Here is a 24,988-nt window from a genome sequence, read left to right on the forward strand (position 1 = left end):
GTTCAACCCTGCGTGGTGTTTTCTGGGGAGCTTGGTTGGCGTGGTTCGAAGCTGTTCAACAGCCCAAGCCAACTGTCGTTCTGCTTGCCATTGAAGTCGGCCTGACTGGTTGTGGAGAAAACCAGAATGCGCCCAGGCGCGACCTCGAAAGCCGCCTGCCGTTGATAGACCGGCCTGCCATCCTTGAGGTAGTAGCCATCGACCTGAATACCTGCCTGGGGCTGGCTAGAAGACAGGCTGGCTGGCTTCTTGCCGAGGATGGTGTAGCCGCGCAATTTGGATGCGATCAACTTCACCTGTCGCTCGATATAGGCTTTGAGGTCCTCGCCAGGCATCAGGTTGTCACGCGAGAGCGTAATATTCAGCGGGGCTGGGATACTGTCCCCCAGGATAAACATATTGACCGTGCGATCCTGGAAGCCTTCCGGCAACGTGATAGATCCTTCCTGCAGCTGATAGTCCATTGTCTGAGTGTTCCATGAAAACGTGAAAAAGATATGAGCCTTACTGAGCGGTCACTCCGGCCAGCATGGCGTCGAATGCGATCAGCCAATCGGCCAGTTGCGATTGGTCCGGGTTGATTACCGTAGACACATTTAGCCATTGCCGTTTGTTGCCGTCCGCCGAAGCGATAATCATGCACACGGCACGGCCGTGACGGCGCTCCTGGCCTGCGTTGAACTGGTAGTCGAGACTGATTGCCGGGTGGCCAGCCAACAAGGCTTCGGCTTGACGCACCAAGGTCAATTCTGCATGGCGCTCACGCAGCTTTTTAATAAACAACTCGACCGCATTATCAATTTCAAGCCCCTCTGGGGCAGGGCGGCGGCGGGCGCTGAATTGTACATAGCAACCGGCAAACTCCAGCGTTGTCTCAATATCACGAAAAGCGAAGCCTTGAGGCATCAACAAATTCAAGCCGGCAATACGCAGTGCGTTCTGCTCTACATCCATTGGTAGTTGCGGCGGCGGCGGTGCAACCTCTAGCGTAGCTTGCACTGCAATGCGTGCTTCCTCAGCCTGTTGCCGGGCAAGCGCCTCCGCGGCCTCTCGCCTCTGCGAAAGTCTGTCGTAGATATTTCCCCTGATCATCACGCTTCGCCCTACTCGTTGATGTCGACCCGGTCACCTTTGACAAAGGTGTTCTTGCCCAGAATGTCGATGCTGTCTGCTTCGATAGTGATGCCATCCGGTTTGAGGGTTATCTTGCTAGTGCCGACTTGCAGCAGGATGCTCTCTTTGGCGCTCACCTGGATGAACTTGTTATCCACCTGCAAGGTGTAAGCCCCCTCCTTGACGTTCACCACCGTATCTTTCTTGATAATTTCCGTGTGCGTGCCACCTACTGTAATCGTCCGGTTGTTCCCCACATCATGGGTCTCATCCAGCTCGATCTCGGTATCCATGTTGCGCTCGGCATGCATGATGATCTGCTCGGCGCCGGCCTTGTCCTCGAAGCGGAAGAAGTTGGCGGTACCGCCGTCGCCCTTCATCGACCGGGTCAGGAAGCCACTCTGGGTCTTGTTCGCTGGCAGCGACCATGGCGGGGTGTTGGTGCTGTTGTACAGGCTGCCCATGATCAGCGGCCGGTCGGGGTTGCCGTCGAGGAACACCACCACCACTTCGTCGCCTACACGTGGGATCTGGATGCTGCCGAAGCCACCGCTGGCACCGGACTGGGCGACGCGTACCCAGCAGGAGCTGTGGTCGTTGTACTTGCCATTGCGGTCCCAGTGGAACTGGATCTTCACCCGGCCCAGTTCGTCGGTGAAGATCTCCTCACCCGGTGGGCCGACGATGATCGCGGTCTGCGGGCCGGCGATGGTCGGCTTGGGCGTGCTCAGCTGCGGGCGGAACGGGATCTTCTTGCGCACGCAACTGAAGGTGTTGAAGTAGCTGGCCTGCTGGCCGGTAAGGTAGTTGTTGTGGCCTTCGCTTTCCACGCTCATCAGCAGGAACTGGCGGTCTTCTACCGGGCCCTGGTCGTGGATGTAGTGCTGCAGCAGCTCGAAGGTGTAGCCCGGCTTCATGGCCCGACAGTTACTGGCACCTTCGAACTTCTTGCCGCGCAGCTCCAGCGCCTCGATGCGCAGGCGCAGCAGGGTTTCGCCCTCGTCGTAGGTGCCGTGGGTGTACTGGCCGGGGAAGTCGTAGATCTCGAAGTTCTCGACATCGCCCTGCTTGTTCACGCTGTTCAGCGCCACCGGCAGGCGGTTGTTGGGCTGGCGGTAGTCGAAGGTCTGCGTGGCCATCTTGCCGGACTGCAACTGGCGGTTGCCGCTCCACTGGGTGATGGAGTCGGCAGTCTCGGTGACCGAGGCGCTGTGGAAGCGGATTTGCGGTTGCTCGGGGATGTCCACCAGCGTGCTGGAGTCATCGCAGATGATCATGGTGTGGCCTTCGGCGGTGTGCTCGAAGTAGTAGAACATCCCCTCTTCCTCCAGCAGGCGCTGGACGAAGTTGAAGTCGGTTTCACGGTACTGGGTGATGTAGGTGTAGCGCTTCTGCGGACGGGTCAGGCGGAACTCGTGACGAGAGAACGCCGGGCACAGGGCGAACACTTCGGTAACCACTTCCTCGACCGTGTTGCCCTGGAAGATCCGCGTGTCGAAGCGGTTCTTCAGCATCGAGAACCACGGGTTGAGGGTTGCGGTATAGCGCGCCATGCCGCCGTCGCTGCCGATGCTGGCAAAGCGCGTGAGGTAGCCGGTTATGTAGCGCGGGCCGCCTTCGGCCAGTTCGATCTCGATGCTGACATGCTGGCCCATCATGGATTTGAGCGGCACGCCGGAGTCTTCGCAGACCAGCAGCAGTTCGTAGTTGAACGCCCGCGACAGGGCTTCGGTGCCCTTGAAGGTTTCCAGCAGCAGTTCCTGCTCGGGGTTGGCCAGGTTGTGAAACTTGAACAGGCGGCGGTTCTGCGGCGACAGCAGCGCGGAGGCCAGGTCCATGATCATGCGAAATCTCCTTGAAAACACGGCCAGCACGCGCTTGCGATGCTCAGCTGCAACCCTGATCTTGCGGGCGTATTCTGCATGCGCGCATAACGCGCGTGCTCTGCGGAATCATGCGACTGCCTGCAGAAAGGAAAGTGCCATCATGCATTGAAATTAATGCGACATGGTTCACATTCCCGAATGCCAGGCAGGCAGAAAGGCCCAAAGGAAACACCGGCAAAAGCTGCCCTGTCAACTCACTACAGGCCTAGAAAACCGGGCAATACCGCCCTGCAAGGCAATGTCATATCGCCATCTTTGATATTCCTCACTGGCGCCCGGAAGCGCCCCGCCTATCGCCGAACGGCCCGTCGCAGAAGGTCCTTGAGGTGTCGATCAGAGCCCATGCCTGACAGCTCCAACTCGAACTGTCTCGCTACCTGACGCATCAGCTCCACTGGCGGAGAAAAATGTTTCATAACGTGGATTGGTTCAAATTTTTCGCCACTGGCCAATTCCGGCAAATGGCCATCGCGAACGCGGCCGTAATGGCACTTGCGGGACGCGGTCAATGATGACCGGGTGTGCTTCAAGCCGGATCACTACATTCAAGTTGGTAAGCCCAGGTGATTAACATGAAACCTACTACACCACTCGAGTATGTAGACAAAGCGCTCGCACTCGCCATTGACCGCCAAAATCGCACCCCTGGCTTTACTGTCTACGCCACCGTCATCGATCAGCTGAAGTACATCAGGGCCGTGTTCGACGGTACGGAGAAGGATAAATCGAAGATGCACAGACTGACGATTGGTGCTATCGCGGCTAAAGAATTTGAACCCACGGACGAAGCCCTCGCCGAGGCATTGCTTCATGTTTATTACATTGCAAAGCAATCCGCCAACGGCCTGAAGATTCGCCTGCCTGGAGAAAAATAACTACCGAGGGGACGCGGACCGCCAAAAGCATTCAGGCTTCGTGCTTTTCTCAATCCATCAGCGCAGCGCTAATACTCCTCACCCGCCGTTCGCTCTGACAGCAAAAAGCCTGCCCAGCCACGAAGCGGCGCGCAGGGCGCTAATAGCTTCTACATCCCTGAAGGTGTATCGACAGTTCTTTTTTGCCTCACGTGCCTTCAGGGCCCTCAAAGCCGCTGGTATCGTCGCTCCACTCACCCGGCGCCAGGCGGAAAGGACCGCCGCCGACCATGTCGCTGACCTGCCCCTGATCGCGGCGCTGGAACTCCAGAGTGGTGCTTACCGCATCGCCAATCGCCAGTCCCAACAGTGCGCCTTGCGCACGGTCCAACGCTTGCTCCGGTGACAACGTGCAGGGCCTGTCGCTCAACCAGGCGGGCTTGATACGCGGCAGCCTGGGGGCATCGGGCGCCAACGTGTAGTCCATGCGCTGCTGCAACTGCGGCGACCACTCGGTAGCAGGTCGACATAACGCCGGGCGTACTCGCTCAGGGTTGCATCCGGGCTTCTCAGGTCGATCATGCTCATTCCTTGCTGTAGGTTGCGCTCATCCATGCGAACATTCTGCTGAACCGGCAGCAGCAGAGACTAGACCGATGCAGAGAGGAACGCAGAGGCTACCGTGAAGAATCATGCCGAACTCCATGTACGATCCCCGTTCCTTTTCAAACTGGCGGGCATTGGCCTGGCCCTTTGCCTACTGGCCGTAGGGGCACTTGGCGTCTACGTGCTCTGGACTGAAATCGTCCCGCTATACGGTCGTATCTGGAGGCATGCACCGGTCGTGGAAACGCCCCTGATGTCATTCTTCTCGATCGCGGCATTGCCGTTCACGCCGATAATGGTGGCGGGATGCTTGATCGCCGCCTGGACCGGTCAGAAATTCGACCCGCCCAAAAAGTCCTGGCTCTACGCGTTCCAACTACGCTCGATGCAATTGACGGTTGCACTCATGGTCGTAGCGCCTGTCATGATCGCGCTGACCACTGCCACACTCTCCGCCAAAGGCTACTGGTCGTGCCCCAAGCTGCGCATCTCGGGTTCTGGATGGCAAATGTTCTGGGTTAACGATGAGCGCGTGTGCTTCACGCCAGACAGCTACATCAACGATAACTGGCCATGCAAGATCGTGGGCAAGCAGAACATCTGCGTCCAGGTGGATGGCCGCTAGCTGCTTACCTCGAAGGCGCTTCCCAGCATGAAATTCAACGACACCTACACCAGCCGCGAGCACCGCTTTTCGCTAGGGATAGAACTGACTTCACAGCAGTGCTACCTGTCGATCCCGGTCAGCAACGCACTGGCCGATTACGAAGAGTATTACTGTATCGACAAGGCCCGATACACGGCATGGCTACAGGATCCATCGGCTGCACTGCCCATGGTCGTCCGATGCCGCCGCCGCGAACTGGACCACCTCTTGATGATGCAACCTGGCACCCAGCGAGGCACGGCTGCCCCCTGCACCTGGGATCTGACCGAAATCTCGGCGGTACTGGCACGAGCAGCAACCTTGCTGCTGCGCGATGGTGGGTACTCAAGCTGGGCCAACACGCTCCTAGGCTACCACTCACGGGTGCACAGCGACCCCGAGCAGGTTCGTTTGAGCGTTTTCGAAATGCCCTACGGCATGGGCACGCTCAGCGATGCCGTCCTGTATGAAAACGGCTCGCTTTTGATCGAGGCCACCGATGAATTACACGCCTTGCTCGGGTGGTTGCGGGAGTGGGGAATCGAGGGTCGCATGGCCGCTGCAAAGCCGCTGTAGCAACCCATGCCAAACTGCTTTAACGCGGCATATTCCGTCGCATTGCCATCATTGAAACGTGTCGCGATGACAGTCGAATGCCATCACCTCGACGCCAAAAAATGAGACCCGCTTCACTTTTTGAAAAAAACTTTTTACGCCAATTTTTACCGACCTTTTAGTACTTCCGCCCCCTGACTTTAGGGGCCAAAGCCCCATTTCCCGTACTCGAAACCCTTCACCAATGGCATGGCGCCATCATTGCGTCACATCACAAAACAGGGAAAAAATCGCCCCCCTCGCGGGAACTTCTTCCGCAGCGAGGTGCCCTACTCGGCATTGCTGGCAACACGATATTCATGTGCCAGCACTCAAGTTTGCCGCCGTCGAGAGGCGCAATTTCAGGTCCACGCCATTGGCGTTTCAGGACGATCAAGCAGGCACATGGACGATGCACCGATGACACAGACATTCGATGTCGAAGCACTGATCAAGCTGCGTAGCCAGACGCGGGCGATCTCCGATGCGCTGAAGGCGCAGGCGGCGGATTACCTCGCCACCGTGGCACCGCTGATCCGTCCGCAAACCCTGTTTGGCGAATACCTGCAAGGCGCCCAGCGCAGCAGCGGGCGCGAAACCCAGGGCCACTTCCAGGCCCTGGTCGAACTCTACGAACGTATCGGCTCGGCCGCGCCGTTCCAGCTGGTCACCGAGCTGGAAGTACCGCTGAACCTGATCAGCACCACCCCCGAACTGTTCCCGCTGGAATACGACAAGGCCCTGGAACACAGCGGCCAGGTCATCCGCATCACCAGCCCGACCCGCTGGGTGGTGGGCTTCCACGCCTTCGACCTGGCGCGGTTTCGCAACGTCATCAAAGACCCCAACCGCAGCAGCGCCGAGCTGTACCGCTTCGTGGTGCACTACCTGGTGCTGTTCTACTGCCTGAGCAAGTCGCCTGGCCTTGGCCGGCTGTTCGAGGGCCTGCGCTACAGCCTGAGCTTCGAGCGCCTCAAGGGCTTTGGCGACCTGCCGTTCTGCGTCATCAGCTCGCCGGTGCGCTCTGAACTGCCCGACGACTCGGTCATCCGCAGCAGCACGCAGATTGCCGGCAACACCAGCTTCGAAGAGCTGGTGGGCCGCGACAACATCCTGGAAATGAACGACGAAATCCGTCAGCGCCTGCTGCTGACGATCGAAGGACTGTAACGCGCAGCGCCCGGCAACGGGCCGCGCAATGATTCGCAGCGAATTGCTCGCACTGGAGAACACGATGGCGAAGAAGGAAAGCACTCAGCACAAACTCGACCGCGTTCGCGCGCCTCGGGTCCATATCACCTACGACGTGGACATCGGCGATGCCATCGAGAAAAAGGAGCTGCCCTTCGTCGTCGGCGTACTGGGCGACTTCTCCGGCAACCCGCTGGAGCCCCTGCCCAAGCTCAAGGACCGCAAGTTCGTGTTCATCGACCGCGACAACTTCAACGGCGTGCTCAAGGGCATCAAGCCACGCCTGACCTACCGCGTCGACAACACCCTGGCCAAGAACGGCACCCAGCTGGGCGTGGAGCTGAACTTCAACAGCCTCGAAGACTTCGAGCCACAGAACGTGGTCAAGCAGGTGGAGCCGCTGCGCAAGCTGCTGGAAGTGCGCAACAAGCTGGCCGACCTGCGCAACAAGATGGGCGGCAACGACAAGCTCGAAGAGCTGCTGATGGACGTGCTGCAGAACACCGAGAAGCTCAAGACCCTGGGCAAGGAATTCGGCCGTGAAGCCGAAGTGAAAGACCCATCCAGCAGCGATCGCGCCTGAGCAGGAGCCCGAACATGACCGACAAGCAAACCGCACCGCAACAGGCCGGCGACCTGGTCGAAGTGGAAAACTTCGCGCCACAGGCATCGTTGCTCGACAGCATCATTTCGCAAAGCCGCGTGGCCCGCTCCGACACCGAGCGCAACCGCACCCGCGACCTGATTGGCGAACTGGTGAACCAGGTGCTCGAGGGCGAGATGACCCCGAGCAAGGACCTGATCGCCGTGCTCGATTCGCGTATCGCCGAGATCGATTCGATGCTTTCCGAGCAGATGAACGAAATCATGCACGCCCGTGAGTTTCAACAGCTGGAAGCCTCCTGGCGCGGCCTGAAATACCAGGTAGACCAGACCGAGACCAGCACCACGCTGAAGATCCACCTGCTCAATGCCTCGAAGAAAGACCTGGTACGCGACCTGAAGGCCGCCAGCGAATTCGACCAGAGCGCGCTGTTCAAGAAGGTCTACGAAGAAGAGTACGGCACCTTCGGCGGCGCGCCTTTCGGCATGCTGATCGGTGATTACGAGTTCAACCGCAACCCCGAAGACATGTACCTGCTGGAGGAGATCTCGCACGTCGCCGCAGCAGCCCATGCCCCGTTCATTTCGGCCGCCTCCCCCGAGCTGTTCGGCTGGGACTCGTTCACCGAGATGTCCGGCCCGCGTGACCTGGCGAAGATCTTCGACACCGTGGAATACGCCAAGTGGAAGTCGTTCCGCGCTTCGGAAGACTCGCGCTACGTCGGCCTTACCCTGCCGCACGTGCTCGGTCGCCTGCCGTATGGCCCGGACACCACCCCGGTGGAGGAATTCAACTTCGTCGAAAGCGTCGATGGCCGCGACCACAACAAGTACCTGTGGATGAACGCTGCCTATGCCCTCGGCACCCGCGTTACCGATGCCTTCGCCCGCTACGGCTGGTGCGTGGCCATCCGCGGCGTGGAAGGTGGCGGCCTGGTCGAAGGTTTGCCAACCCACACCTTCAAGACCGACGACGGCGAAATCGCCCTCAAGTGCCCGACCGAAATCGCCATCACCGACCGCCGCGAAAAAGAGCTGTCGGACCTGGGCTTCATTCCTCTGGTGCACTGCAAGGGCACCGACTATGCCGCGTTCTTCGGCACCCAGTCGGCGCAGAAGCAGAAGCAGTACAACACCGACATCGCCAACGCCAACGCGCGCCTGTCGGCCCAACTGCAGTACATCTTCGCCACTTCGCGCATCGCCCACTACATGAAGGCGATCATGCGCGACAAGATCGGTAGCTTCGCCTCGCGCATGGATGTCGAGCGCTTCCTCAACCAGTGGCTGGCCAGCTACGTGCTGCTCGACGACACCGCCAGCCAGGAAGCCAAGGCCAAGTTCCCGCTGCGCGAAGCCCGCGCCGAAGTGTTCGAAGTGCCGGGCAAGCCAGGTGTGTACAAGGCCGTGACCTACCTGCGCCCGCACTACCAGCTGGATGAGCTGACCGCTTCGCTGCGCCTGGTTGCCGAGCTGCCACAGGGCGCGCGCGGCTGACAGGCCGGTGTGTACAGGGATGACACATGAGTAACCAGGCCCGCCTGCTGCCCTCGCTGCTCGACCGACTGCTGGACGACCGTCCGTACCAGTCGGCCGAGCCAGCCGTGCAACGCACCTGCTCGTTGAGCGAGTACAAGGCCAGCATCGTCCGTGACCTGGAGGTACTGGTGAACACTCGCCAGAGCCTGGTCGCCGAAGAGCTGGAGGGCTACAGCCAGCTCGGTGGCTCCATCCTCGAATACGGCATGCCCGACTTCATCAGCCGCAGCGTGCTCGACCCGCATGATCGGCGCCTGATCCAGCAGCAACTGGAGCGGGCGATCAGCACAGGGGACCGGCGCTTTCGCCGTGTCCGCGTGCAGCTGCTGGCCCAGCAGAACGGCCACCGCATGTTGACCTTCCGCGTGGACGCCGTGTTGCGTCTGCAGGACATCAGCCGCCAGGTGTCATTCGACGCCGTGCTGCAGGTCAACACCCAGGAATACAAAGTGCAGAACCTCAACTGATGCTCGACGAACTGCTGCCCTACTACGAAAAGGAACTGTCGCACCTGCGCTTCCTCGGCCAGGAGTTTGCCGCGCAGTACCCGAAAATCGCTTCGCGGCTGTTGATCGAGGGTGACAACTGCGAAGACCCGCACACCGAGCGCCTGATCGAAGCGTTCTCGTTCCTGTCTGCGCGGGTGCACAAGAAGCTCGATGACGAGTTTCCGGAAATCGTCGAATCCTTCCTTGAGGTGCTGTACCCACACTACCTGCGCCCTACCCCATCGATGTCGATTGCCGAGCTGAGCCTGGGCAAGCACGAGAAAGTCACCGAAGCCTACCGGGTGGCGCGCCATACCGAGATGCATGCCAATGCCGTGGAAGGTGTGGTGTGCAAGTTCCGCACCTGCTACCCGGTAGAGCTGTGGCCGATTGCCGTGCAGCAGGCCTCGTTCGCCGAACTGGAGCGTTCGGCCTTCAACGGCCACAGCGCCGACCTGGTCGCACGCCTGCGCATCCGCCTGGCAGCCACCGGCGATGCCCTGTTCGGGCAGATGGAACTGGACCGCCTGCGGTTCTTCCTCGACGGCGAGGCGACCCTGATGCTGCAGCTGTACGAGCTGCTGTTCAACAACCTGGCCAAGGCCACCCTGAGCTTCCAGGACCAGGGCCGCAGCCGCGAAGTGGCCTTGCCGGCCGATGCCCTGAAAGCCGTGGGCTACGCCCGTGACGAAGGCCTGGTGGACTACTCCGAGCGCTCGTTCCTGGGCTACCGCCTGCTGCACGAGTACTTCACCTTCCCCGACAAGTTCATGTTCTTCGACCTGAACGGCTTTGCCCGCATTCTTCAGGGCAAGGCCATCGAGCAGGTCGAGATCAACTTCTATTTTTCCGACTACGACCTCAGCGAGCGCCTGGCGCGGCTGACCCAGAACATCGGGCGCAACAACTTCAAGCTCAACTGCACACCGATCATCAACCTGTTCCGCCAGCAAGCCGAGCCGATCAAGCTGACCCACACCCAGCACGAATACCCGGTCACTCCCGATACACGGCTGCACAACGCTGCCGAAGTCGTCTCGATCGACCGCGTACGGCGGGTGCGCAAACTCGGCGGCATCGACCAGGTCGCCACCTGCCACCCGTTTTTCGAACCCCGTGGCGAGCAGGACCCGCACAGCAGCTTCTGGGTGGCGCGCCGGCGCATCCAGGGTGACGCCACCGCCATGAGCATCCGCGTGGTCGACCGCGACCTGGAGCTGATCGACGCCAGCAGCGACACCCTCAGCATCGGCCTTACCTGCAGCAACCGCGATGTACCGCTGATGCTGCCGTTCGGGGGCGAACGTGGTGACTTCAACATTCCCGCCAACTCGGTGATCAAGGATATCCGCTGCCTGCGCAAGCCCACCGCCACGGTGCGTGTGCCCCTGGGCAAGGGCCTGATCTGGCGGTTGATCGCCCACCTGTCGCTGAACCATATGTCGCTGGTCAGCCAGGGCCGCGAAGTGCTGCTGGAGCTGTTGTCGCTGTACAACTACCGCAATGTTTCCGCCATTCGCAAACAGATCAACGGCATCAAGGCGATCAGCAGCGAGCCGGTGGTCGCACGCATCGGCCACCCGCGGCCGAACTTCGTACGTGGCGTCGGCATCACGCTGACCCTGGATGAAAGCCAGTTCATCGGCAGTGGCGTGTACCTGTTCGGCATGGTGCTGGACCACTTCTTCGGCCAGTACTGCTCGATGAACAGCTTCACCCAACTGACCCTGCGCACCCAACAACGAGAAAAGAGAGTCGTCCAATGGCCAGCACGCACCGGCGATCAGCCCCTGGTCTGATCGATCAGGCCCGAGCCGAGCCGCACCGATTCGAATTCTTTCAATTGGTGCGCCTGCTCCGCCTGCACTACAGCCGTACCGGGCGCATGGACCTGGCAACCCGGCCGCACGAAGACCCGCTGCGTTTTCGTACCCAGCTTTCGCTGGCGTTCCCGGCCAGCGAGGTCAGCGACCTGCACTTCGAGCGCGAAGGCAAGGTGTCGCCGGCCGGCTTGCCGCTGTCGGAAGTGCAGGTCACCTTCATGGGCCTGGTCGGGCCGTCGGGCGTACTGCCGCGCCCGTATACCGAGCTGCTGCTGGAGCGCCACGTGCAGTATCGCGACGATGCCGCCCACGCGTTTCTCGACATCTTCTCGCACCGCATGACCACGCTGTTCTACGAGGCCTGGCAGAAGTACAAATTTCATATCGAGCACGAGCGCAATGGCACTTCGGGCTTCGATGGCTACCTGCTCAACCTGGTCGGCCTCGGCCCGCGCGCGCAGCAACTCAAGTTCGAGCAGCAACCAACCGCGCTGCGCCGCGAGCTGTTCAGCTACTTTGCCGGCCTGCTCAGCCAGAAGCCGCGCAACGCGTTGAACCTCGAACGCATGCTCGGCTTCTATTTCTCGCTGCCGATCAAGGTCCGCCAGTTCGCCGGGCGCTGGCTGCACCTGCAGCCCGAACAATGCACCCAGCTTGGCCGCCGCAATGCCCAGCTCGGCCACAGCGCCGTAGCCGGCAACCGGGTCTGGGACTACCAGTCGTGCATCCGCATCGAGCTGGGGCCGCTGAGCCTGGCCGATTACCAGCGCTTCCAGCCGGGCACCGCGTGCTACCGCAAGCTGGTCGAGCTGGTGCGCTTCTATATAGGCGCCGAACTGGATTTCGAAATTGCCCCGCGCCTCAAGCGCGAGGCGGTGCCACGCGCCCAGCTGGGCCGCAGTGGCAATGTCGCCCTGGGCTGGCTGGGCTGGCTCAAACGCCCTGGTCGTGACGCGGAGCCTTCGCGTTGCGCCGTCTTCCACATTCCTTACGATGGGGTCGCCTTGTGAACCTGAAGTCTCTGTTCGCCAAGCTCAACGAAACCAGCCGCACGGCCACGGAAAGCGCGGCGGCCCTGTGCCTGTCGGAGCACCATTACGACGTGGAGGTGGAGCACCTGCTGCTGCAGTTGCTCGACAACAGCGACAGCGACCTGGCGCCGATCCTGCGCCACTACGAAGTAGTCGCCGAGCGCCTGCAGGCGCAGCTGGTCACGGCCCTGGGCACCTTCAAGAAAGGTAATACCCGCACCCCGGCGCTGTCGCCGCACATCACCCGCATGATCGAGCAGGCCTGGCTGCTGGCGTCGATCGAATACGGCGTCGGCCAGGTGCGCAGCGCTCACCTGCTGCAAGCCCTGCTCGATGATGCCGAACTGCGTCGCGTGGTGATCGCCTCGGCGCCGGAGCTGGAGAAAATCAACGCCGATGACCTGCGCCTGAACCTTACCGCGCTGGTGGAAGGCAGCGCCGAGTCCAGACATGCCAGCCCGCTGGCCAGCCCGGCAGCGCCAGTGAACAGTACGAGCAAGGCAGGCGGCAAGACCCCGGCGCTGGACCAGTACACGGTCAACCTTACCCAGAGCGCCCGCGAAGGCCGCATCGACCCGGTACTGGGCCGCGAGTTCGAAGTAAGGCAGATGGTCGATATCCTTACCCGCCGTCGGCAGAACAACCCGATCCTCACCGGCGAAGCCGGGGTCGGCAAAACCGCCGTGGTCGAAGGCCTGGCCCTGCGCATCGCCCAAGGTGACGTGCCGGCGGTGCTCAAGGATGTGGCCCTGCACACCCTCGACCTGGGCCTGCTGCAGGCCGGCGCCGGGGTCAAGGGCGAGTTCGAGAACCGCCTCAAGGCAGTGATCGAAGAGGTCAAACGCAGCCTGCACCCGATCATCCTGTTCATCGACGAAGCCCACACTTTGATCGGTTCCGGTGGCCAGGCTGGGCAGAACGATGCCGCCAACCTGCTCAAGCCGGCCCTTGCCCGTGGCGAGCTGCGCACCATCGCCGCCACTACCTGGGCCGAATACAAGAAGTACTTCGAGAAGGACGCCGCCCTCGCCCGCCGCTTCCAGGTGGTCAAGGTGGAAGAACCCGACGAAGACAAGGCCATCCACATGCTGCGCGGCCTGCTCGGCAAGATGCGCGAACACCATAAGGTAGCGGTGATGGACGAAGCGCTGGTGCAGGCCGTGCGCCTGTCCAACCGCTACATCACCGGCCGCCAGCTGCCCGACAAGGCGGTCAGCGTGCTCGATACCGCCTGCGCGCGCATTGCCCTGGCGCAATCGTCGCAACCTGGTGCCCTGGAAGACTGCCGCCGCCAGATCGACAACCTGCAGGCCGAAATCGCCGTGCTCGGCCACGAAGCCGGCAAAGGCCACGACCACGCTCGCCGCCTGGGCGAGCTGCAGGCTGCTCTGCAGGCCGAGCAGCAGCGGGAGCAGCAGTTGAACACGCAGTGGCAACAGGAGCTGGAACTGGTCGAACAGCTCAAGGCGCTGGACGCCGCCAGCGAGGCCGATGCCAAGCAGCTCAACGCCGTGCGTGCCGAATTGGCCCGCGTGCAAGGCGACCAGCCCCTGGTCCATGCTCTGGTCGACAGCGGCGCCATCGCCCAGGTCATCAGCGGCTGGACCGGTATCCCGCTGGGCAAGATGCTGCGTGACGAGATCGACACCGTGCAGCGCCTGCCGGCCCTGCTTGGTGAGCGCGTGCTGGGCCAGGACCACGCCCTGCACGAGATCGGCAAGCGCATCAAGATTTCCCGCGCACGCATGGAAGACCCGAACAAACCGATCGGGGTGTTCCTGCTGCTTGGCCCCAGCGGCGTCGGCAAGACCGAAACCGCCCTGGCCCTGGCCGATACCCTGTACGGCGGTGAACGCAACCTCATCACCATCAACATGTCCGAGTACCAGGAAGCCCACACCGTTTCGAGCCTCAAGGGCTCGCCTCCCGGCTATGTCGGCTATGGCGAAGGCGGCGTGCTGACCGAGGCGGTGCGTCGCAAGCCGTACAGCGTGGTGTTGCTCGACGAGGTGGAAAAAGCCCACCCCGACGTGCTCGAACTGTTCTTCCAGGTGTTCGACAAGGGCGTGCTGGACGATGGCGAAGGCCGCGAGATCAATTTCCGCAACACGGTGATCATCCTCACTTCCAATACCGGTACCGAGCGCATCATGCAGACCTGCCTGAACGCCACCGAGCTGCCGACGCCCGCAGCGATCGTCGAAGACCTGCGTGACCAGCTCAACCATGTGTTCAAGCCGGCCTTCCTCGGCCGCCTGAGCATCGTGCCGTTCTACCCGGTGCAGGACCAGATCCTCGAGCGCATCGTCGCCCTCAAGCTCGAACGCATCGCCAAGCGCTTCGCCCGCAACCACCAGGCCGAGCTCAGCTACGACCAGGCGTTGGTCAAGGCCATCGCCGCGCGCTGCACCGAGGTCGACAGCGGTGCCCGCAACATCGACAACATCCTGTCCCAGACCCTGATGCCCGAGCTCGCCCAGCGCGTGCTCGAGCGCATGGCCCAGGACACGCCGATCCAGCGTCTTGCGATCGAGCTGGGCAGCGATGGCGATTTCGCCTATCGCGTGGCCTGACCAGTACACGGAGGTTTTGCCGTCATGCAACACAAGCACACCGCCCTCAAACGCCTGACCACAGCTGCCTTGCTGGTGGCGCTGGCCGGCTGCGGGGTCACCGACCGTATCGGCAAGCGCATGGAAGACAGCTGGGCGGCCGACATGCTGGCCGACAGCGAAAAGGTCATCCTGACCTCCGACGGCGGCAACCAGCTCAACCCCGATGCCGAGGGCAAGCCGCTGTCGGTGGTGATGCGCGTGTACCAGCTGACCGACCTCGAACGCTTCGCCGCGACCGATGCCGAGACCCTGTGGGACACCCCGGAAAAGGCCTTGGGCAACACCCTGGTGGAAGCCCGCGAAATCACCCTGCTGCCGGGCATCGGCCAGATCGACCAGTGGCCACTGGCCAAGAGCGCTCGCTACGTCGGCGTGGCAGCGTTCTTCCGCAATGAACAGGACGCGCGCTGGAAGGTCGCCTTCGACGCCAACTCGCTGCGCAAGGACGGTATCTGGTTCTCTTCCGACGGCCTGCGGGTGCTGGTGGACAACACCGAAATCAGCGCCATGCGTGGCGTCGACGTACTGAACAAACCGCCGACCGCCGACCAGCTGGCAGCCGCGCAGAAGGCCCGGGACAACGCACCGACGCTCACCGACAAGGTGCAGGACGCCGTGCTCGACAAGGCCAGCGATGCCGCCGGCAAATCGGCACAGAACACCATGGATTCAACCTTCAACTCTTTAGTGGATAGCGTCAAATGAGCAAGCAGAGCCGGGTGATGTGGTCGGAAGGCATGTTCCTGCTGCCCCAGCACTTCCAGTATCAGGATGAGTTCCACCAGCACCAGCTGGCCGAGGCGACCTTGCGCACCACCCCATTCCATTGGGGTGTGCAGGTTCTGCAGGTGGATGAGGACGCCCTGGCCAACGGTTCGCTGCAGCTCAAGCGCCTCAAGCTGGTGTTCCCTGACGGCAGCCTTTACGACGCACCGCAGCACGACCCGTTGCCGGCCGCCCGCGACCTCAAGGACCTGCTCAAGGCCAACGACCTCAAGGTCCATGCTGCCTTGAAGCTGCCCGAGCCATTCGGCCTTAACTATGTCGAGGACGGCCAGGAACACAAGGCCGCACGGCGTTTCCGCAAGCAGTTCGATACCCTGCCCGACCTCAATGAAGGCGAGCTGGAAAACGAAATCACCAGCCTGCGCCTGAACGTGGTGCTGCTGGTGGACGGTGACAGCCTGGACGGCTACAGCCACTGCCCGCTGGCCAGGCTGACCCGCAACAGCATGGGCGGTTTCAATCTCGACCCACATTTTGTCCACCCCACTCTGCATCTGGGCAGCCACGAGACCCTGGCCGGCATCGGCAAGCGCCTGCTCGGCGCCCTGCAGGCCAAGAGCAAGGCCCTGTCCGGCCGACGCCGCGAACGCGCCGACCAGATCGCCGAGTTCGGCTCCAGCGACGTAACCCTGTTCTGGCTGCTGAACACCGTCAACCGCGCCCACCCGCAGCTTGCCCATCTGCTGGCGCACCCGCGCCTGCACCCCGAGCGCCTGTACCTGTTCCTCGCCGACCTGGCGGGTGGCCTGCTGACGTTCACCCTGGACACCCAGCTCAGCGACATCCCCGAATACGACCATCACGACCCGGCCGCGTCGCTGGTCAAGCTCGACGAGATGATCCGGGTGATGCTCGACAACGTGGTGCCCAACCAGTGCATCGTCATCAACCTCAACCAGACCAAGCCATCGTACTGGCAGGGCCAGTTGCACGATCCACGCCTGACCGAGGCCGACTTCTATATCTCGGTCCATGCCGACATGCCTGGTGCCAGCCTGCTGGAGCTGGTACCGCGGGCATTCAAGGTCGGCTCGCCGGAAGACATCGAGGTGGTGGTCAACAGCGCGATGCCCGGCGTCACGCTCAACCATGCCGCACGGCTGCCCAACGCAATTCCGGTGCGCCTGGACAACCAGTACTTCGCCATCGAGCCGCATGGCCATGTCTACGAGCGAATGATGAATGCCCAGACCATCTGCTTCTACGCGCCCAGCGCCTTTACCAACCTCAAGCTTGAACTGATGGCGGTGCTCAAATGACCGAAGCCGTATTGCAACAGGGCGCCGTCGCGGCCGCCAACGACAAACCGACGCTCAAGGACCTGGTCCAGGACTTCATCAGCATGGCCCTGATCGTGCGGCGTGGTCGTCAGGTCACCTCGGTGCCGGCCTTCGAAGCCAGCGTGGAACGCTTCTTCGCCAACCTGGAACGCGAAGCCCGCGCTGCCAACTACAGCGCCGAACAGGTCAAGGACACCCAGTACGCGCTGTGTGCCTTCCTCGACGAGAGCGTGCTGCGCGCGAGCGACAACCAGCTGCGCCAGCACTTCGAGCTGCAGCCGCTGCAGTTCCGCTACTTCGGCGTGCACCTGGCGGGTGAAGGCTTCTTCGAGAAGGTCGATGCGCTGCGTGCCGACGTCAAGCAGAACATCGATGTGCTCGAGGTCTACCACCTGTGCCTGGCCTTGGGCTTCGAGGGCAAGTTCAGCCTCGGCCAGAAAGACCAGCTGCGCTACCTGGCCAATACCCTGGGCCAGGATATTGCCCGCTACCGCAAGGCGCCCAAAGCACTGTCACCGGACTGGGCACTGCCCGACCAGGTGTCGCAGATGCTGCGCCACGAGGTGCCGCTGTGGGTTTACCTGGCGCTGATCGCGCTGGTCTGCGTCGCCGTGTACCTGACGCTGGACTGGTTGCTGGACAAGGACGTCGCCGCCCTTTCCGAACAAATCCGCCAGCTGTTCAGTGCCTGAGCAAACGTCAGGTAGCCGAGTCAGGAAGACATGAAAACATTACTGCGCCTTTTGAAGAATTTCTGGTTTCTCCTGCTGCTGCTGTGGCTGGCGAGCCTGTTGACCTGCTGGTTGGTCGCCCCGTTGCTGCCATGGCTGCAACAGCACCTGCCCGAAGCACTGGCAATCATCAGCGCCTGCTTCCTGCTGGTGATCGTGCTGCGCCAATACCAGCGCATTCGCGCCGAGCACAACCTGGAGAACCTGCTGCAGATCGAGGTTGATCGCTCGTGGAATGCCACTGGCGAGTTCCGTGACCAGCAGGTGCTGCGCGAACGCCTCAAGCATGCCATTGCCATGTTGCGCACCGACCGCTCCGCTGGAGGCGGTGGCAAGGCGGCACTGTCCGACCTGCCCTGGTACCTGGTGGTTGGCATGTCGGCAGCCGGCAAGACCTCGCTGCTGACCCATTCCGGCCTGTCGGCCAGCATTGCCACGGCCAACGACAGCGAAAGCGGCACCCAGCACTGCGACTGGTACTTCAGCCCCGACGCGGTAATGATCGACACCGCCGGCCGCTATCTGCGTGATGACCAGTCGGCCAGCGAGTTCTCGGCCTTCCTGCGCATGCTGCGCAAGCAGCGCGGCAAGGCGGCGATCAATGGCTTGGTCATGGTGGTCAGCCTGCCCGAGCTGCTGGCAGCCAACAGCGACGAACGCAATGCCCTGGCGGCCCAGCTGGTGGCGCGGGTGGAAGAATACGCCGAGTGCCTCGACGCCAACCCGCCGGTCTACCTGATGCTGAGCAAGACCGACCAGTTGCCGGGCTTCAGCCAGGCGTTCGACGGCCTTGACCTGCATGAACGCCAGCAACCGCTGGGCATGACCTTCGGCCTGTCGGAAATCCGCAACAACGGCCTGCACGCCGTGCTGCAGACACGCTTGGGCAACCTGCAGAACCACATTCGCCAGCATGTCGACGCGCAGGTGATCGCCCTCGGTGCCGAAGCCGACAGCACCCTGCTGAACTTCCCGCAATACTTCGCCGCACTCAGCGGTGTCCTCGAGCAGTTCCTGGAGCACTTCACCCGCGGCCATCGCGGCGGTGCCCCGCTGCTGCTGCGCGGCCTGTACTTCACCAGCGCCCTGCAGACCGGGCAGCAGCTGGGGCAGGTATACGAAGACGTCATCGCCGACGAATTCGCCCTGCAAGCCGCCTACGATGAGCACACCGAGAACGTCGGCAAGGCCGCGGGCAACCGCAGCTACTTCATCACCGACACCTTCCGCCAGGTGATCTTCCCCGATCGCGACCTGACCCTGTACCAGTCGCGCCTGGGCCGCCAGGCTGCGTTCAGCCCGCTGCTGCTGGGCCTGGCCGCCGCCACCGGGTTGCTGTTCATCGGTTGGCAGGCACTGTCGTTCACCAATAACCGCCAATGGCTGGACAGCCTGCGCGGGCAGCTGGCGCAGATCGAGCAGGCAGAAGACCGCGAGCAGCAGCTGGCCGCTGGCAAGGGCCTGGAAGTGCTGCGCGAACAGATGGCCCGCGTCGAAAACCATCGCCTGCAGGGTGTACCACTGCAGTTGGGGGGTGGCCTGTACCATGGCGAAGCCATCCACCAGGTGACTCGCACCGCCTACCTGGCGCAACTGCGCAGCCAGGCGCTGGAGCCGATCGCACGCAGCCTGCAAGTGCAGATGCGGGCCTTCAACACCTTCGCCAACGGTATCAACCAGGAGCTGGAATTCACCCCGGCCCCGACACCGAAAAAACGCAATGGCAAGCCGCTGGCCCCGGCCATCGCAGCCAAGGCCCAGGCTGCGCTGGGCAACAGCCGCGCCGGTGCCTATGCCGCCAAGGTCAACCTGGCCACCGCCAGCGATGCCGCCGAGCTGTCTGCCACCACCGGTGGCCTGTCACTGTCCGAAGAAATGCTCGGGCGCCTCGACGAACAGCAGGTGGCCTCGATCATCGATGCCTACAACACCCTCAAGCTGTACCTGTTGCTGACCGAGCCCCAAGGCCATCCGGACCCGGCCTTCGTCGCTGCCAACCTGCCCCAGGCCTGGGCCAGCGCCGCCACCGAAGGCACTCCGGCCGACGCAGCCGTGATCGCAGAAAATGCCCCGCTTTACGTACAGTTGCTGGAACAAGGCCAGGCGCCGTCGTTGCCGCGTAACGAACAGCTGATCAACGAAACCCGGCAGAACCTCAAGTCATTCATGATCTCCAGCTCGCTGGTCGATCGCGAGTACCTGCGCCTGCAACTAGAGTCGAGCCGCCAGTTCCCGGCACTGAGCCTGAACGACCTGGTGCCGCAACCGGGCCGCGCGTTGCTGTATGGCTCCGCTGGCGTACCGGCAATCTATACCCGCCAGGGCTGGGACACCTTCGTCAAGCCGGAACTGATCAAGCTGGTGTCGGGCAACCTGCGCAACGAGTCGGACTGGGTGCTGGACGGTGAAGGCGGCGATGCCATCGTGCAGAAGGCCAACTTCGTGCGCGAGTTCATGACCCGCTACAAGCGCGACTACACCCAGGCCTGGTACAAGATGGTCAGCAGCGTGGGGGTACGCCACTTCGCCGACCTGGCCTCGGCCACCCAGCAGCTGGGGCTGCTCAGCGACGTGCAGAACTCGCCGGTAAAGAACCTGCTGGCGGCGGTCAATGACAACACCCAGTGGGACCTGCCGGTCAAGCACGCCATCCCGGCCCCCGGTAGTACCCGCGAAGACGGCTTCTGGAGCAAGGTCTCCGGCCTGCTCGACACCAAGGACGCCCTGCCCGCCAACGTCGCCCCGGCCCTGCCGGCGGTGGACGACGGCAGCCTGGCCAAGCGCTTCGAACCGGTGGCGCGGGTATTTGCCGAAAACAACGCCGAAGGCGCCGACAGCACCATCATGGACCGCTACCTGGCCGCCTTGCGCAAGCTCAAGGTGCGCATGAACAACATCCAGCGCTCGCAGGATGTGGGCAAGAGCAGCAAGCAGCTGATCAGCGAGACCCTGGAAGGCCAGCCGAGCGAGATCACCACCGTGCGCAACTACGTGGAGAGCAGCGTCGACACCAGCCAGGACGGCCTGTCGCGCTCGCTGCAGGGGCTGTTCAGCCTGCCTATCCAGTATGCCTGGGCGACCCTGCGCGACCCGGCCGGCCAGCAGATCGCCAAGGCCTGGGCGCAGCAGATCGCCAAGCCTTGGGAACAGGTCATGGCGCACCGCTACCCGATTGCCGGCAGCAGCCGCAACGAGGCGTCGGTAAAGGACCTGCAGCGCTTCGTCGACCCCGACAGCGGCCTGCTGCCGGCCTTCAAGCGCAACGAAATCGGCAACCTGGCCGGGGGTGAAAGCCTGGGTGTGGGCGACGGCAAGGCACCGGCGCTGGTCAACCCAGGCATGCTCAACAGCATCGACAAGGCCAGCTCCGTGGGCCAGGTGATCGCCAGCCTGTCGGACCGTGACAACGGCTTCGAAATCATGCTGGAACCTTCTGCCAACTTCACCGACATCGTGTTCACCCTCGATGGCCAGGAACAGCACTACCGCAACGGCCGCAGTAGCTGGAACCGCTTCGCCTGGCCGGGCACCAGCAACGCTCCGGGTGCCCGCCTGGATGTGGTCACCCTCAGTGGCGCGCGGGTCACCGTGTTCGACTTCCCCGGGCGCTGGGGCCTGCTGCGCATGAACGAAAGCGCCCGGGTCGAAGACCTGGACGGCATTCAGCAACGCTTCAGCTGGAACACCGCCAGCGGCCGCGTGAGCCTTGTAGTGCGCAACTTCGGTGGGGTGAAACTGACCGACCTGGGTGATGTCAAGGCGCTGAGCGCCCTCAACGACAGGGGCGCCCAATGATCGGTTGCTTCGGCAAGCTGCCGTCGAGCGCAGACTTCGTCAGCCTGCATGGCGCGGCGGAAGAAGTCTGCGAGTTCGACGCCTGGCTGCAGTCTGCGCTGGCGGCCATGCGCCACCGCGAAGACTGGCAGGCATTGTTCGACGCACTGCCGATGTGCTTCTTCAATTACCGCGCGAGCAACGGCAACTGGCTGCTGGGTGGCCTGCTCAGCTCGCGGGATGCCAGCCAGCGACGCTACCCGTTCTTCATCTTCCAGTTGCTCAAGGGCGAGGGAGCCACGATGCTGGTGAACCCGTTCACCCTCGGCGAGCTGTTCAGCGCGCAGATCAAGCCGATGCTGCACCAGGCGGTGCAGGGTGCTGACTGCGCCAGCCTGTTCGAACGCATCAAGGCCCTGCGGCCGCTACAGGCCCAGGACCTCGACCTGTTCCGCCAGGTGCACGCCAAATTCCTCAAGGATTTCAGCTTAGCCGATGTCGCACGCGCCCTGCTGCGCTCCTGGCCGGACTTCAAAAGTGACAAGGCGCTTGCGCTACTGCAGGCAAGCCGAGCCGTGCTGCACAACGATTTCGCCGGTGGCATCGAGCTGCCCTTGCCGGCCGAACGCGGGCTGAAAAACCCTACCGCCGACCTCTGGCTGACCTGGCTGACCCGCATGAGCCGGCAGCCCGGCGTGCCGGCGGTGAGCCTGCTGGCCGACGACTTCATGAAACCACGGCTGTACTGCCTGCCGTCGCGCCACGCCAACTGTGCCTACCGCCTGCTCAGTGGTTGCGCCGAAGCAGGTCAGCATCTGGAGCCGCTCGACCCGCTGACGGTAGCGCCACGGCTGCACGATTACGACCGATCTCTTGAACATGTCATCGACCAGTTCGTCGATGCGCTGGATGCGACACCTGTATGAACAAGATCAAGTACTACTGCCTGCGCTACCAACCCTACCTGCTGGGAGTGGCGTTCTTCCTGGCGATCTTCCTGGTCTGGGCCATCGGCTGCGCCCTGGGCTTCGCCTCGCTGCATAGCCTGCTGGCCGGTATCGGCGTGTTTCTGCTGCTGTCGGCGGGCTATGTACTGCTGCTGTACCGCGGCGCCGGCCAGCACCACAACCTCGAAGGGTTGCTGCGCGACGATGCCGACCAGGCGGTACTCAACGCCACCCCCGCCGACCGCGAAGAAGTAAGCCTGCTGCGCGAACGCCTGCTGCAGAGCATCGAGCGCCTGCGCAGCAACACACCTCGCGGCACCTCGGCCAAGGACGCGCTGTACGCCCTGCCCTGGTACCTGGTGATCGGTCAGCCGGCCGCCGGCAAGAGCACGATGATCCTGCAGTCGGGCCTGAACTTCCCCTATGCCGAACGCGAAGGCGCACGGGTTGCGGGGCTTGGCGGCACGCGCAACTGCGACTGGTTCTTCAGCTCCGAAGCCGTGCTGCTGGATACCGCCGGGCGCTACATGAACAGCCCCGAAGAAGCCGGCAAGTGGCGCGGCTTCCTGCAGCTGTTGCGCCAGCATCGCCAACGCCGCCCTCTCAACGGCTTGATCGTCAGCGTCAGCATCGCCGACATCCTGCATGGCTCGGCCGAGGACCAGGACCGCGTGGCCAAGCGCCTGCGTGAACGGATCCAGGAAAGCTGCGCGCTGCTGGAAGTGCGCCTGCCGATCTACCTGGTGTTCACCAAGTGCGACCTGATCCCCGGCTTCACCCCGTTCTATCGCCAGCTTGACGACGCCGCGCGTGGCGAGGTGATGGGCAAGACCTTCTCGCACAAGGGTTACGCGCAGGCCGACTGGGGCCAGCGCTTCGGCAAGGCGATGGACGAACTGACCGGTTACTGGCAGCAGGTGGCGAGCCAGCACCTGGTGCAGCAGGACATTCAGGTCACCCGGCAGAACAACGCTGCCTACCGCTTCCCGCTGGAGCTGGCCGCGCTCAAGCCGCGCCTGCAGCAGTTCGTCGACAGCCTGTTGCGTGCCAACCCGTACCAGAATGCCGAAATGCTGCGCGGGTTCTATTTCACTGCCGCACTGCAGGCCGACGAAGCCCTGTGGGGCAGCCACGGCCAGCATGTGGCCGAACGCTTCGCCCTCGAACATGCCGAAGGCACCGCCACTGCCGTCAGCCAGCCGGCGCCGCTGTTCATCAACAGCCTGTTCCGCAAGGTGATCATCCCTGACCAGCACCTGGTGGCGCTGTACACCAGCAACACGCGGGAGCGCCGGCGCAAGGCGGGCTGGGTTGCCGCCACCGGCCTGGCAGCCCTGGTGCTGTGCAGCCTGTGGGGCTGGTCGTACCTGAACAACCGCGCCACCCTGGCCAGCATCGCCGACGAACTGGCCCAGGCCAAGGCCGACGACCAGGCTGCCCGCGGCCAGTACGCCGCCTGGCATAGCCTTGACCGCTTGCGCTTCTGGGCCGAGCACTACTATCAGCAGCACCGCGAACAGGGCGTGCCGCTGGGCATGCGCCTAGGCCTGTACCAGGGCCATGAGGTCGAGCCGCTGCTGCGCAGCCGTTACTTCGCCACGCTGCAGAACGTGATGCTCAAGCCCACGGCAGACAACCTGACCCGCACCCTGTACCTGCTGACCACGATCAAGGTGTACCAGCGCAACACCCGCGAACTGCAGCCTGTGAGCGGCGTGGACAGCGTCGAGGCCGAGGCGCTGCCACATGACAACCGCGCGCAGTCGATCGCCGACTTCGGCAAGGCGGCGCTGGATACCTACGTGATGCTCTCGCCGGCCCGACGCGAAAACGCCGACCCGGCGTTTCTCAAGGCGCACCTGCCCGACTACTGGTACCCGGCCATCGCTCGCCATACCGGCAAGAGCATGGCCGCGGCCGCCAGCGAGGCCGGCGGCAACCAGGACTACCTGTACGCCAGCCGCCAGATCACCTTCTACAGCGACCAGATTCGTGAGCCGGATGTGCCGCGTATCCTCGACAACGCCTTCCTGATGTCCAGTTCGCGCAATTACATCGACAGCCTGCGCGCCCAGTCGCTGCGTTCGATCGAGACCATCACGCTGGAGTCCGACACCCTGTTCGCCTTCGGCCGCGCAGACTTCCAGAGCCTGAAGAGCGAAGGCCAGAGCCAGCTGAGCGCGATCGCCAGCAAACTGCTGAACACGCCCAACATCGGCAAGATCATCATTTCCGGCCACGCCGACCAGCTCGGCGACAGCCAAGGCAACCTGCAGGTTTCGAAACAGCGGGCGCAGACCATTCGCACCTACCTGGTCGGCAAGGGCGTACCTGCCGAACTGGTGGTCGCCCAGGGCGAAGGCAGCCGCAAGCCGCTGGTCAACTGCGACCTGCAGCAACCGCGGGCGCAACTGATCAAGTGCCTGGAGCCCAACCGCCGGGTGGAAATCGAAGTACGCGGGCTCAACTGAAGCCCGCTGC

Annotated in this window: 19 protein-coding genes and 1 pseudogene; 16 read left to right on the forward strand and 4 right to left on the reverse strand. The window is 62.8% G+C overall.

The window, feature by feature from the left end; genetic code table 11:
* Positions 1-2: 2 nt before the first annotated feature.
* From CAG18_RS03100 to tssI, 3 genes are read right to left on the reverse strand one after another with little or no spacing between them, the layout of a single operon-like run.
* Positions 3-464, reverse strand: coding sequence for a DcrB-related protein (locus tag CAG18_RS03100; protein ID WP_015270485.1), 462 nt, complete (start codon positions 462-464; stop codon positions 3-5).
* A 40-nt stretch (positions 465-504) separates the two neighbouring features.
* Positions 505-1,092 (reverse strand): DcrB-related protein, encoded by a 588-nt coding sequence (locus tag CAG18_RS03105; protein ID WP_043935662.1) that lies wholly within the window; start codon positions 1,090-1,092, stop codon positions 505-507.
* A gap of 11 nt (positions 1,093-1,103) precedes the next feature.
* Positions 1,104-2,957 (reverse strand): type VI secretion system tip protein TssI/VgrG, encoded by a 1,854-nt coding sequence (gene tssI, locus CAG18_RS03110; protein ID WP_015270487.1) that lies wholly within the window; start codon positions 2,955-2,957, stop codon positions 1,104-1,106.
* A 614-nt stretch (positions 2,958-3,571) separates the two neighbouring features.
* On the opposite strand from tssI, the gene CAG18_RS03120 reads away from it, so the two are divergent.
* Complete coding sequence (locus CAG18_RS03120) at positions 3,572-3,874, forward strand: immunity protein Tsi6 family protein (RefSeq protein ID WP_085720307.1); 303 nt, start codon at positions 3,572-3,574, stop codon at positions 3,872-3,874.
* A 214-nt stretch (positions 3,875-4,088) separates the two neighbouring features.
* Here the strand turns inward: CAG18_RS03120 and CAG18_RS03125 are convergent.
* Positions 4,089-4,435 (reverse strand): annotated as a pseudogene (locus CAG18_RS03125) (ADP-ribosylglycohydrolase family protein); the annotation flags it as partial.
* A gap of 100 nt (positions 4,436-4,535) precedes the next feature.
* Here CAG18_RS03125 and CAG18_RS03130 point away from each other — a divergent pair.
* The 15 genes from CAG18_RS03130 to tssM all read left to right on the forward strand — a co-directional run bounded on the left by CAG18_RS03130 (position 4,536) and on the right by tssM (position 24,978).
* Positions 4,536-5,084 carry a hypothetical protein gene (locus CAG18_RS03130; RefSeq protein WP_054573238.1) on the forward strand — a complete coding sequence of 183 codons (549 nt, stop codon included), beginning with the start codon at positions 4,536-4,538 and terminating at the stop codon, positions 5,082-5,084.
* A 27-nt stretch (positions 5,085-5,111) separates the two neighbouring features.
* Positions 5,112-5,681, forward strand: coding sequence for a hypothetical protein (locus CAG18_RS03135; protein WP_015270490.1), 570 nt, complete (start codon positions 5,112-5,114; stop codon positions 5,679-5,681).
* 438 nt (positions 5,682-6,119) lie between these two features.
* Positions 6,120-6,869 (forward strand): hypothetical protein, encoded by a 750-nt coding sequence (locus CAG18_RS03140; protein WP_024087178.1) that lies wholly within the window; start codon positions 6,120-6,122, stop codon positions 6,867-6,869.
* 64 nt (positions 6,870-6,933) lie between these two features.
* Positions 6,934-7,473: a type VI secretion system contractile sheath small subunit gene (gene tssB, locus CAG18_RS03145; protein ID WP_012272397.1), complete on the forward strand. Its 540-nt coding sequence runs from the start codon at positions 6,934-6,936 to the stop codon at positions 7,471-7,473.
* A 14-nt stretch (positions 7,474-7,487) separates the two neighbouring features.
* Complete coding sequence (gene tssC, locus CAG18_RS03150) at positions 7,488-8,990, forward strand: type VI secretion system contractile sheath large subunit (RefSeq protein ID WP_015270492.1); 1,503 nt, start codon at positions 7,488-7,490, stop codon at positions 8,988-8,990.
* Between the two features lie 26 nt (positions 8,991-9,016).
* Positions 9,017-9,499 carry a type VI secretion system baseplate subunit TssE gene (gene tssE, locus CAG18_RS03155; protein ID WP_013972749.1) on the forward strand — a complete coding sequence of 161 codons (483 nt, stop codon included), beginning with the start codon at positions 9,017-9,019 and terminating at the stop codon, positions 9,497-9,499.
* On the forward strand, positions 9,499-11,319 hold the full coding sequence (tssF, locus tag CAG18_RS03160; RefSeq protein WP_013972750.1) for a type VI secretion system baseplate subunit TssF: 1,821 nt from the start codon (positions 9,499-9,501) through the stop codon (positions 11,317-11,319). The genes tssE and tssF overlap by 1 nt, the downstream gene beginning before the upstream one ends.
* Positions 11,283-12,353 (forward strand): type VI secretion system baseplate subunit TssG, encoded by a 1,071-nt coding sequence (tssG, locus tag CAG18_RS03165; protein WP_015270493.1) that lies wholly within the window; start codon positions 11,283-11,285, stop codon positions 12,351-12,353. The genes tssF and tssG overlap by 37 nt, the downstream gene beginning before the upstream one ends.
* Entirely contained in the window at positions 12,350-14,947 is a 2,598-nt protein-coding gene (gene tssH, locus CAG18_RS03170) for a type VI secretion system ATPase TssH (RefSeq protein WP_085720309.1), read from the forward strand. Before tssG ends, tssH begins: the two co-directional genes overlap by 4 nt.
* A 24-nt stretch (positions 14,948-14,971) precedes the next feature.
* Complete coding sequence (gene tssJ, locus CAG18_RS03175; RefSeq protein WP_013972753.1) at positions 14,972-15,694, forward strand: type VI secretion system lipoprotein TssJ; 723 nt, start codon at positions 14,972-14,974, stop codon at positions 15,692-15,694.
* Positions 15,691-17,034 (forward strand): type VI secretion system baseplate subunit TssK, encoded by a 1,344-nt coding sequence (gene tssK, locus CAG18_RS03180; RefSeq protein WP_013972754.1) that lies wholly within the window; start codon positions 15,691-15,693, stop codon positions 17,032-17,034. Before tssJ ends, tssK begins: the two co-directional genes overlap by 4 nt.
* Positions 17,031-17,747 (forward strand): type IVB secretion system protein IcmH/DotU, encoded by a 717-nt coding sequence (gene icmH, locus CAG18_RS03185; RefSeq protein ID WP_013972755.1) that lies wholly within the window; start codon positions 17,031-17,033, stop codon positions 17,745-17,747. Before tssK ends, icmH begins: the two co-directional genes overlap by 4 nt.
* 30 nt (positions 17,748-17,777) lie before the next feature.
* A complete protein-coding gene (locus CAG18_RS03190) occupies positions 17,778-21,581 on the forward strand; it encodes a type VI secretion protein IcmF/TssM N-terminal domain-containing protein (protein WP_085720311.1) in 3,804 nt (1,267 codons plus the stop codon).
* A complete protein-coding gene (tagF, locus tag CAG18_RS03195) occupies positions 21,578-22,486 on the forward strand; it encodes a type VI secretion system-associated protein TagF (RefSeq protein WP_039613677.1) in 909 nt (302 codons plus the stop codon). The genes CAG18_RS03190 and tagF overlap by 4 nt, the downstream gene beginning before the upstream one ends.
* Positions 22,483-24,978 carry a type VI secretion system membrane subunit TssM gene (gene tssM / locus CAG18_RS03200; RefSeq protein WP_085720313.1) on the forward strand — a complete coding sequence of 832 codons (2,496 nt, stop codon included), beginning with the start codon at positions 22,483-22,485 and terminating at the stop codon, positions 24,976-24,978. The genes tagF and tssM overlap by 4 nt, the downstream gene beginning before the upstream one ends.
* Positions 24,979-24,988: the final 10 nt, after the last annotated feature.

The organism is Pseudomonas sp. B22(2017) (genome assembly GCF_002113105.1).
Taxonomy (GTDB): domain Bacteria; phylum Pseudomonadota; class Gammaproteobacteria; order Pseudomonadales; family Pseudomonadaceae; genus Aquipseudomonas; species Aquipseudomonas asiatica.

What these genes read in the sequence shown, in the direction of transcription:
- CAG18_RS03100 (WP_015270485.1), bottom strand. Translation starts at nt 464, where the DNA reads ATGGACTATCAGCTGCAGGAAGGATCTATCACGTTGCCGGAAGGCTTC.
- CAG18_RS03105 (WP_043935662.1), bottom strand. Translation starts at nt 1,092, where the DNA reads ATGATCAGGGGAAATATCTACGACAGACTTTCGCAGAGGCGAGAGGCC.
- tssI (WP_015270487.1), bottom strand. Translation starts at nt 2,957, where the DNA reads ATGATCATGGACCTGGCCTCCGCGCTGCTGTCGCCGCAGAACCGCCGC.
- CAG18_RS03120 (WP_085720307.1), top strand. Translation starts at nt 3,572, where the DNA reads ATGAAACCTACTACACCACTCGAGTATGTAGACAAAGCGCTCGCACTC.
- CAG18_RS03135 (WP_015270490.1), top strand. Translation starts at nt 5,112, where the DNA reads ATGAAATTCAACGACACCTACACCAGCCGCGAGCACCGCTTTTCGCTA.
- CAG18_RS03140 (WP_024087178.1), top strand. Translation starts at nt 6,120, where the DNA reads ATGACACAGACATTCGATGTCGAAGCACTGATCAAGCTGCGTAGCCAG.
- tssB (WP_012272397.1), top strand. Translation starts at nt 6,934, where the DNA reads ATGGCGAAGAAGGAAAGCACTCAGCACAAACTCGACCGCGTTCGCGCG.
- tssC (WP_015270492.1), top strand. Translation starts at nt 7,488, where the DNA reads ATGACCGACAAGCAAACCGCACCGCAACAGGCCGGCGACCTGGTCGAA.
- tssE (WP_013972749.1), top strand. Translation starts at nt 9,017, where the DNA reads ATGAGTAACCAGGCCCGCCTGCTGCCCTCGCTGCTCGACCGACTGCTG.
- tssF (WP_013972750.1), top strand. Translation starts at nt 9,499, where the DNA reads ATGCTCGACGAACTGCTGCCCTACTACGAAAAGGAACTGTCGCACCTG.
- tssG (WP_015270493.1), top strand. Translation starts at nt 11,283, where the DNA reads ATGGCCAGCACGCACCGGCGATCAGCCCCTGGTCTGATCGATCAGGCC.
- tssJ (WP_013972753.1), top strand. Translation starts at nt 14,972, where the DNA reads ATGCAACACAAGCACACCGCCCTCAAACGCCTGACCACAGCTGCCTTG.
- tssK (WP_013972754.1), top strand. Translation starts at nt 15,691, where the DNA reads ATGAGCAAGCAGAGCCGGGTGATGTGGTCGGAAGGCATGTTCCTGCTG.
- icmH (WP_013972755.1), top strand. Translation starts at nt 17,031, where the DNA reads ATGACCGAAGCCGTATTGCAACAGGGCGCCGTCGCGGCCGCCAACGAC.
- CAG18_RS03190 (WP_085720311.1), top strand. Translation starts at nt 17,778, where the DNA reads ATGAAAACATTACTGCGCCTTTTGAAGAATTTCTGGTTTCTCCTGCTG.
- tagF (WP_039613677.1), top strand. Translation starts at nt 21,578, where the DNA reads ATGATCGGTTGCTTCGGCAAGCTGCCGTCGAGCGCAGACTTCGTCAGC.
- tssM (WP_085720313.1), top strand. Translation starts at nt 22,483, where the DNA reads ATGAACAAGATCAAGTACTACTGCCTGCGCTACCAACCCTACCTGCTG.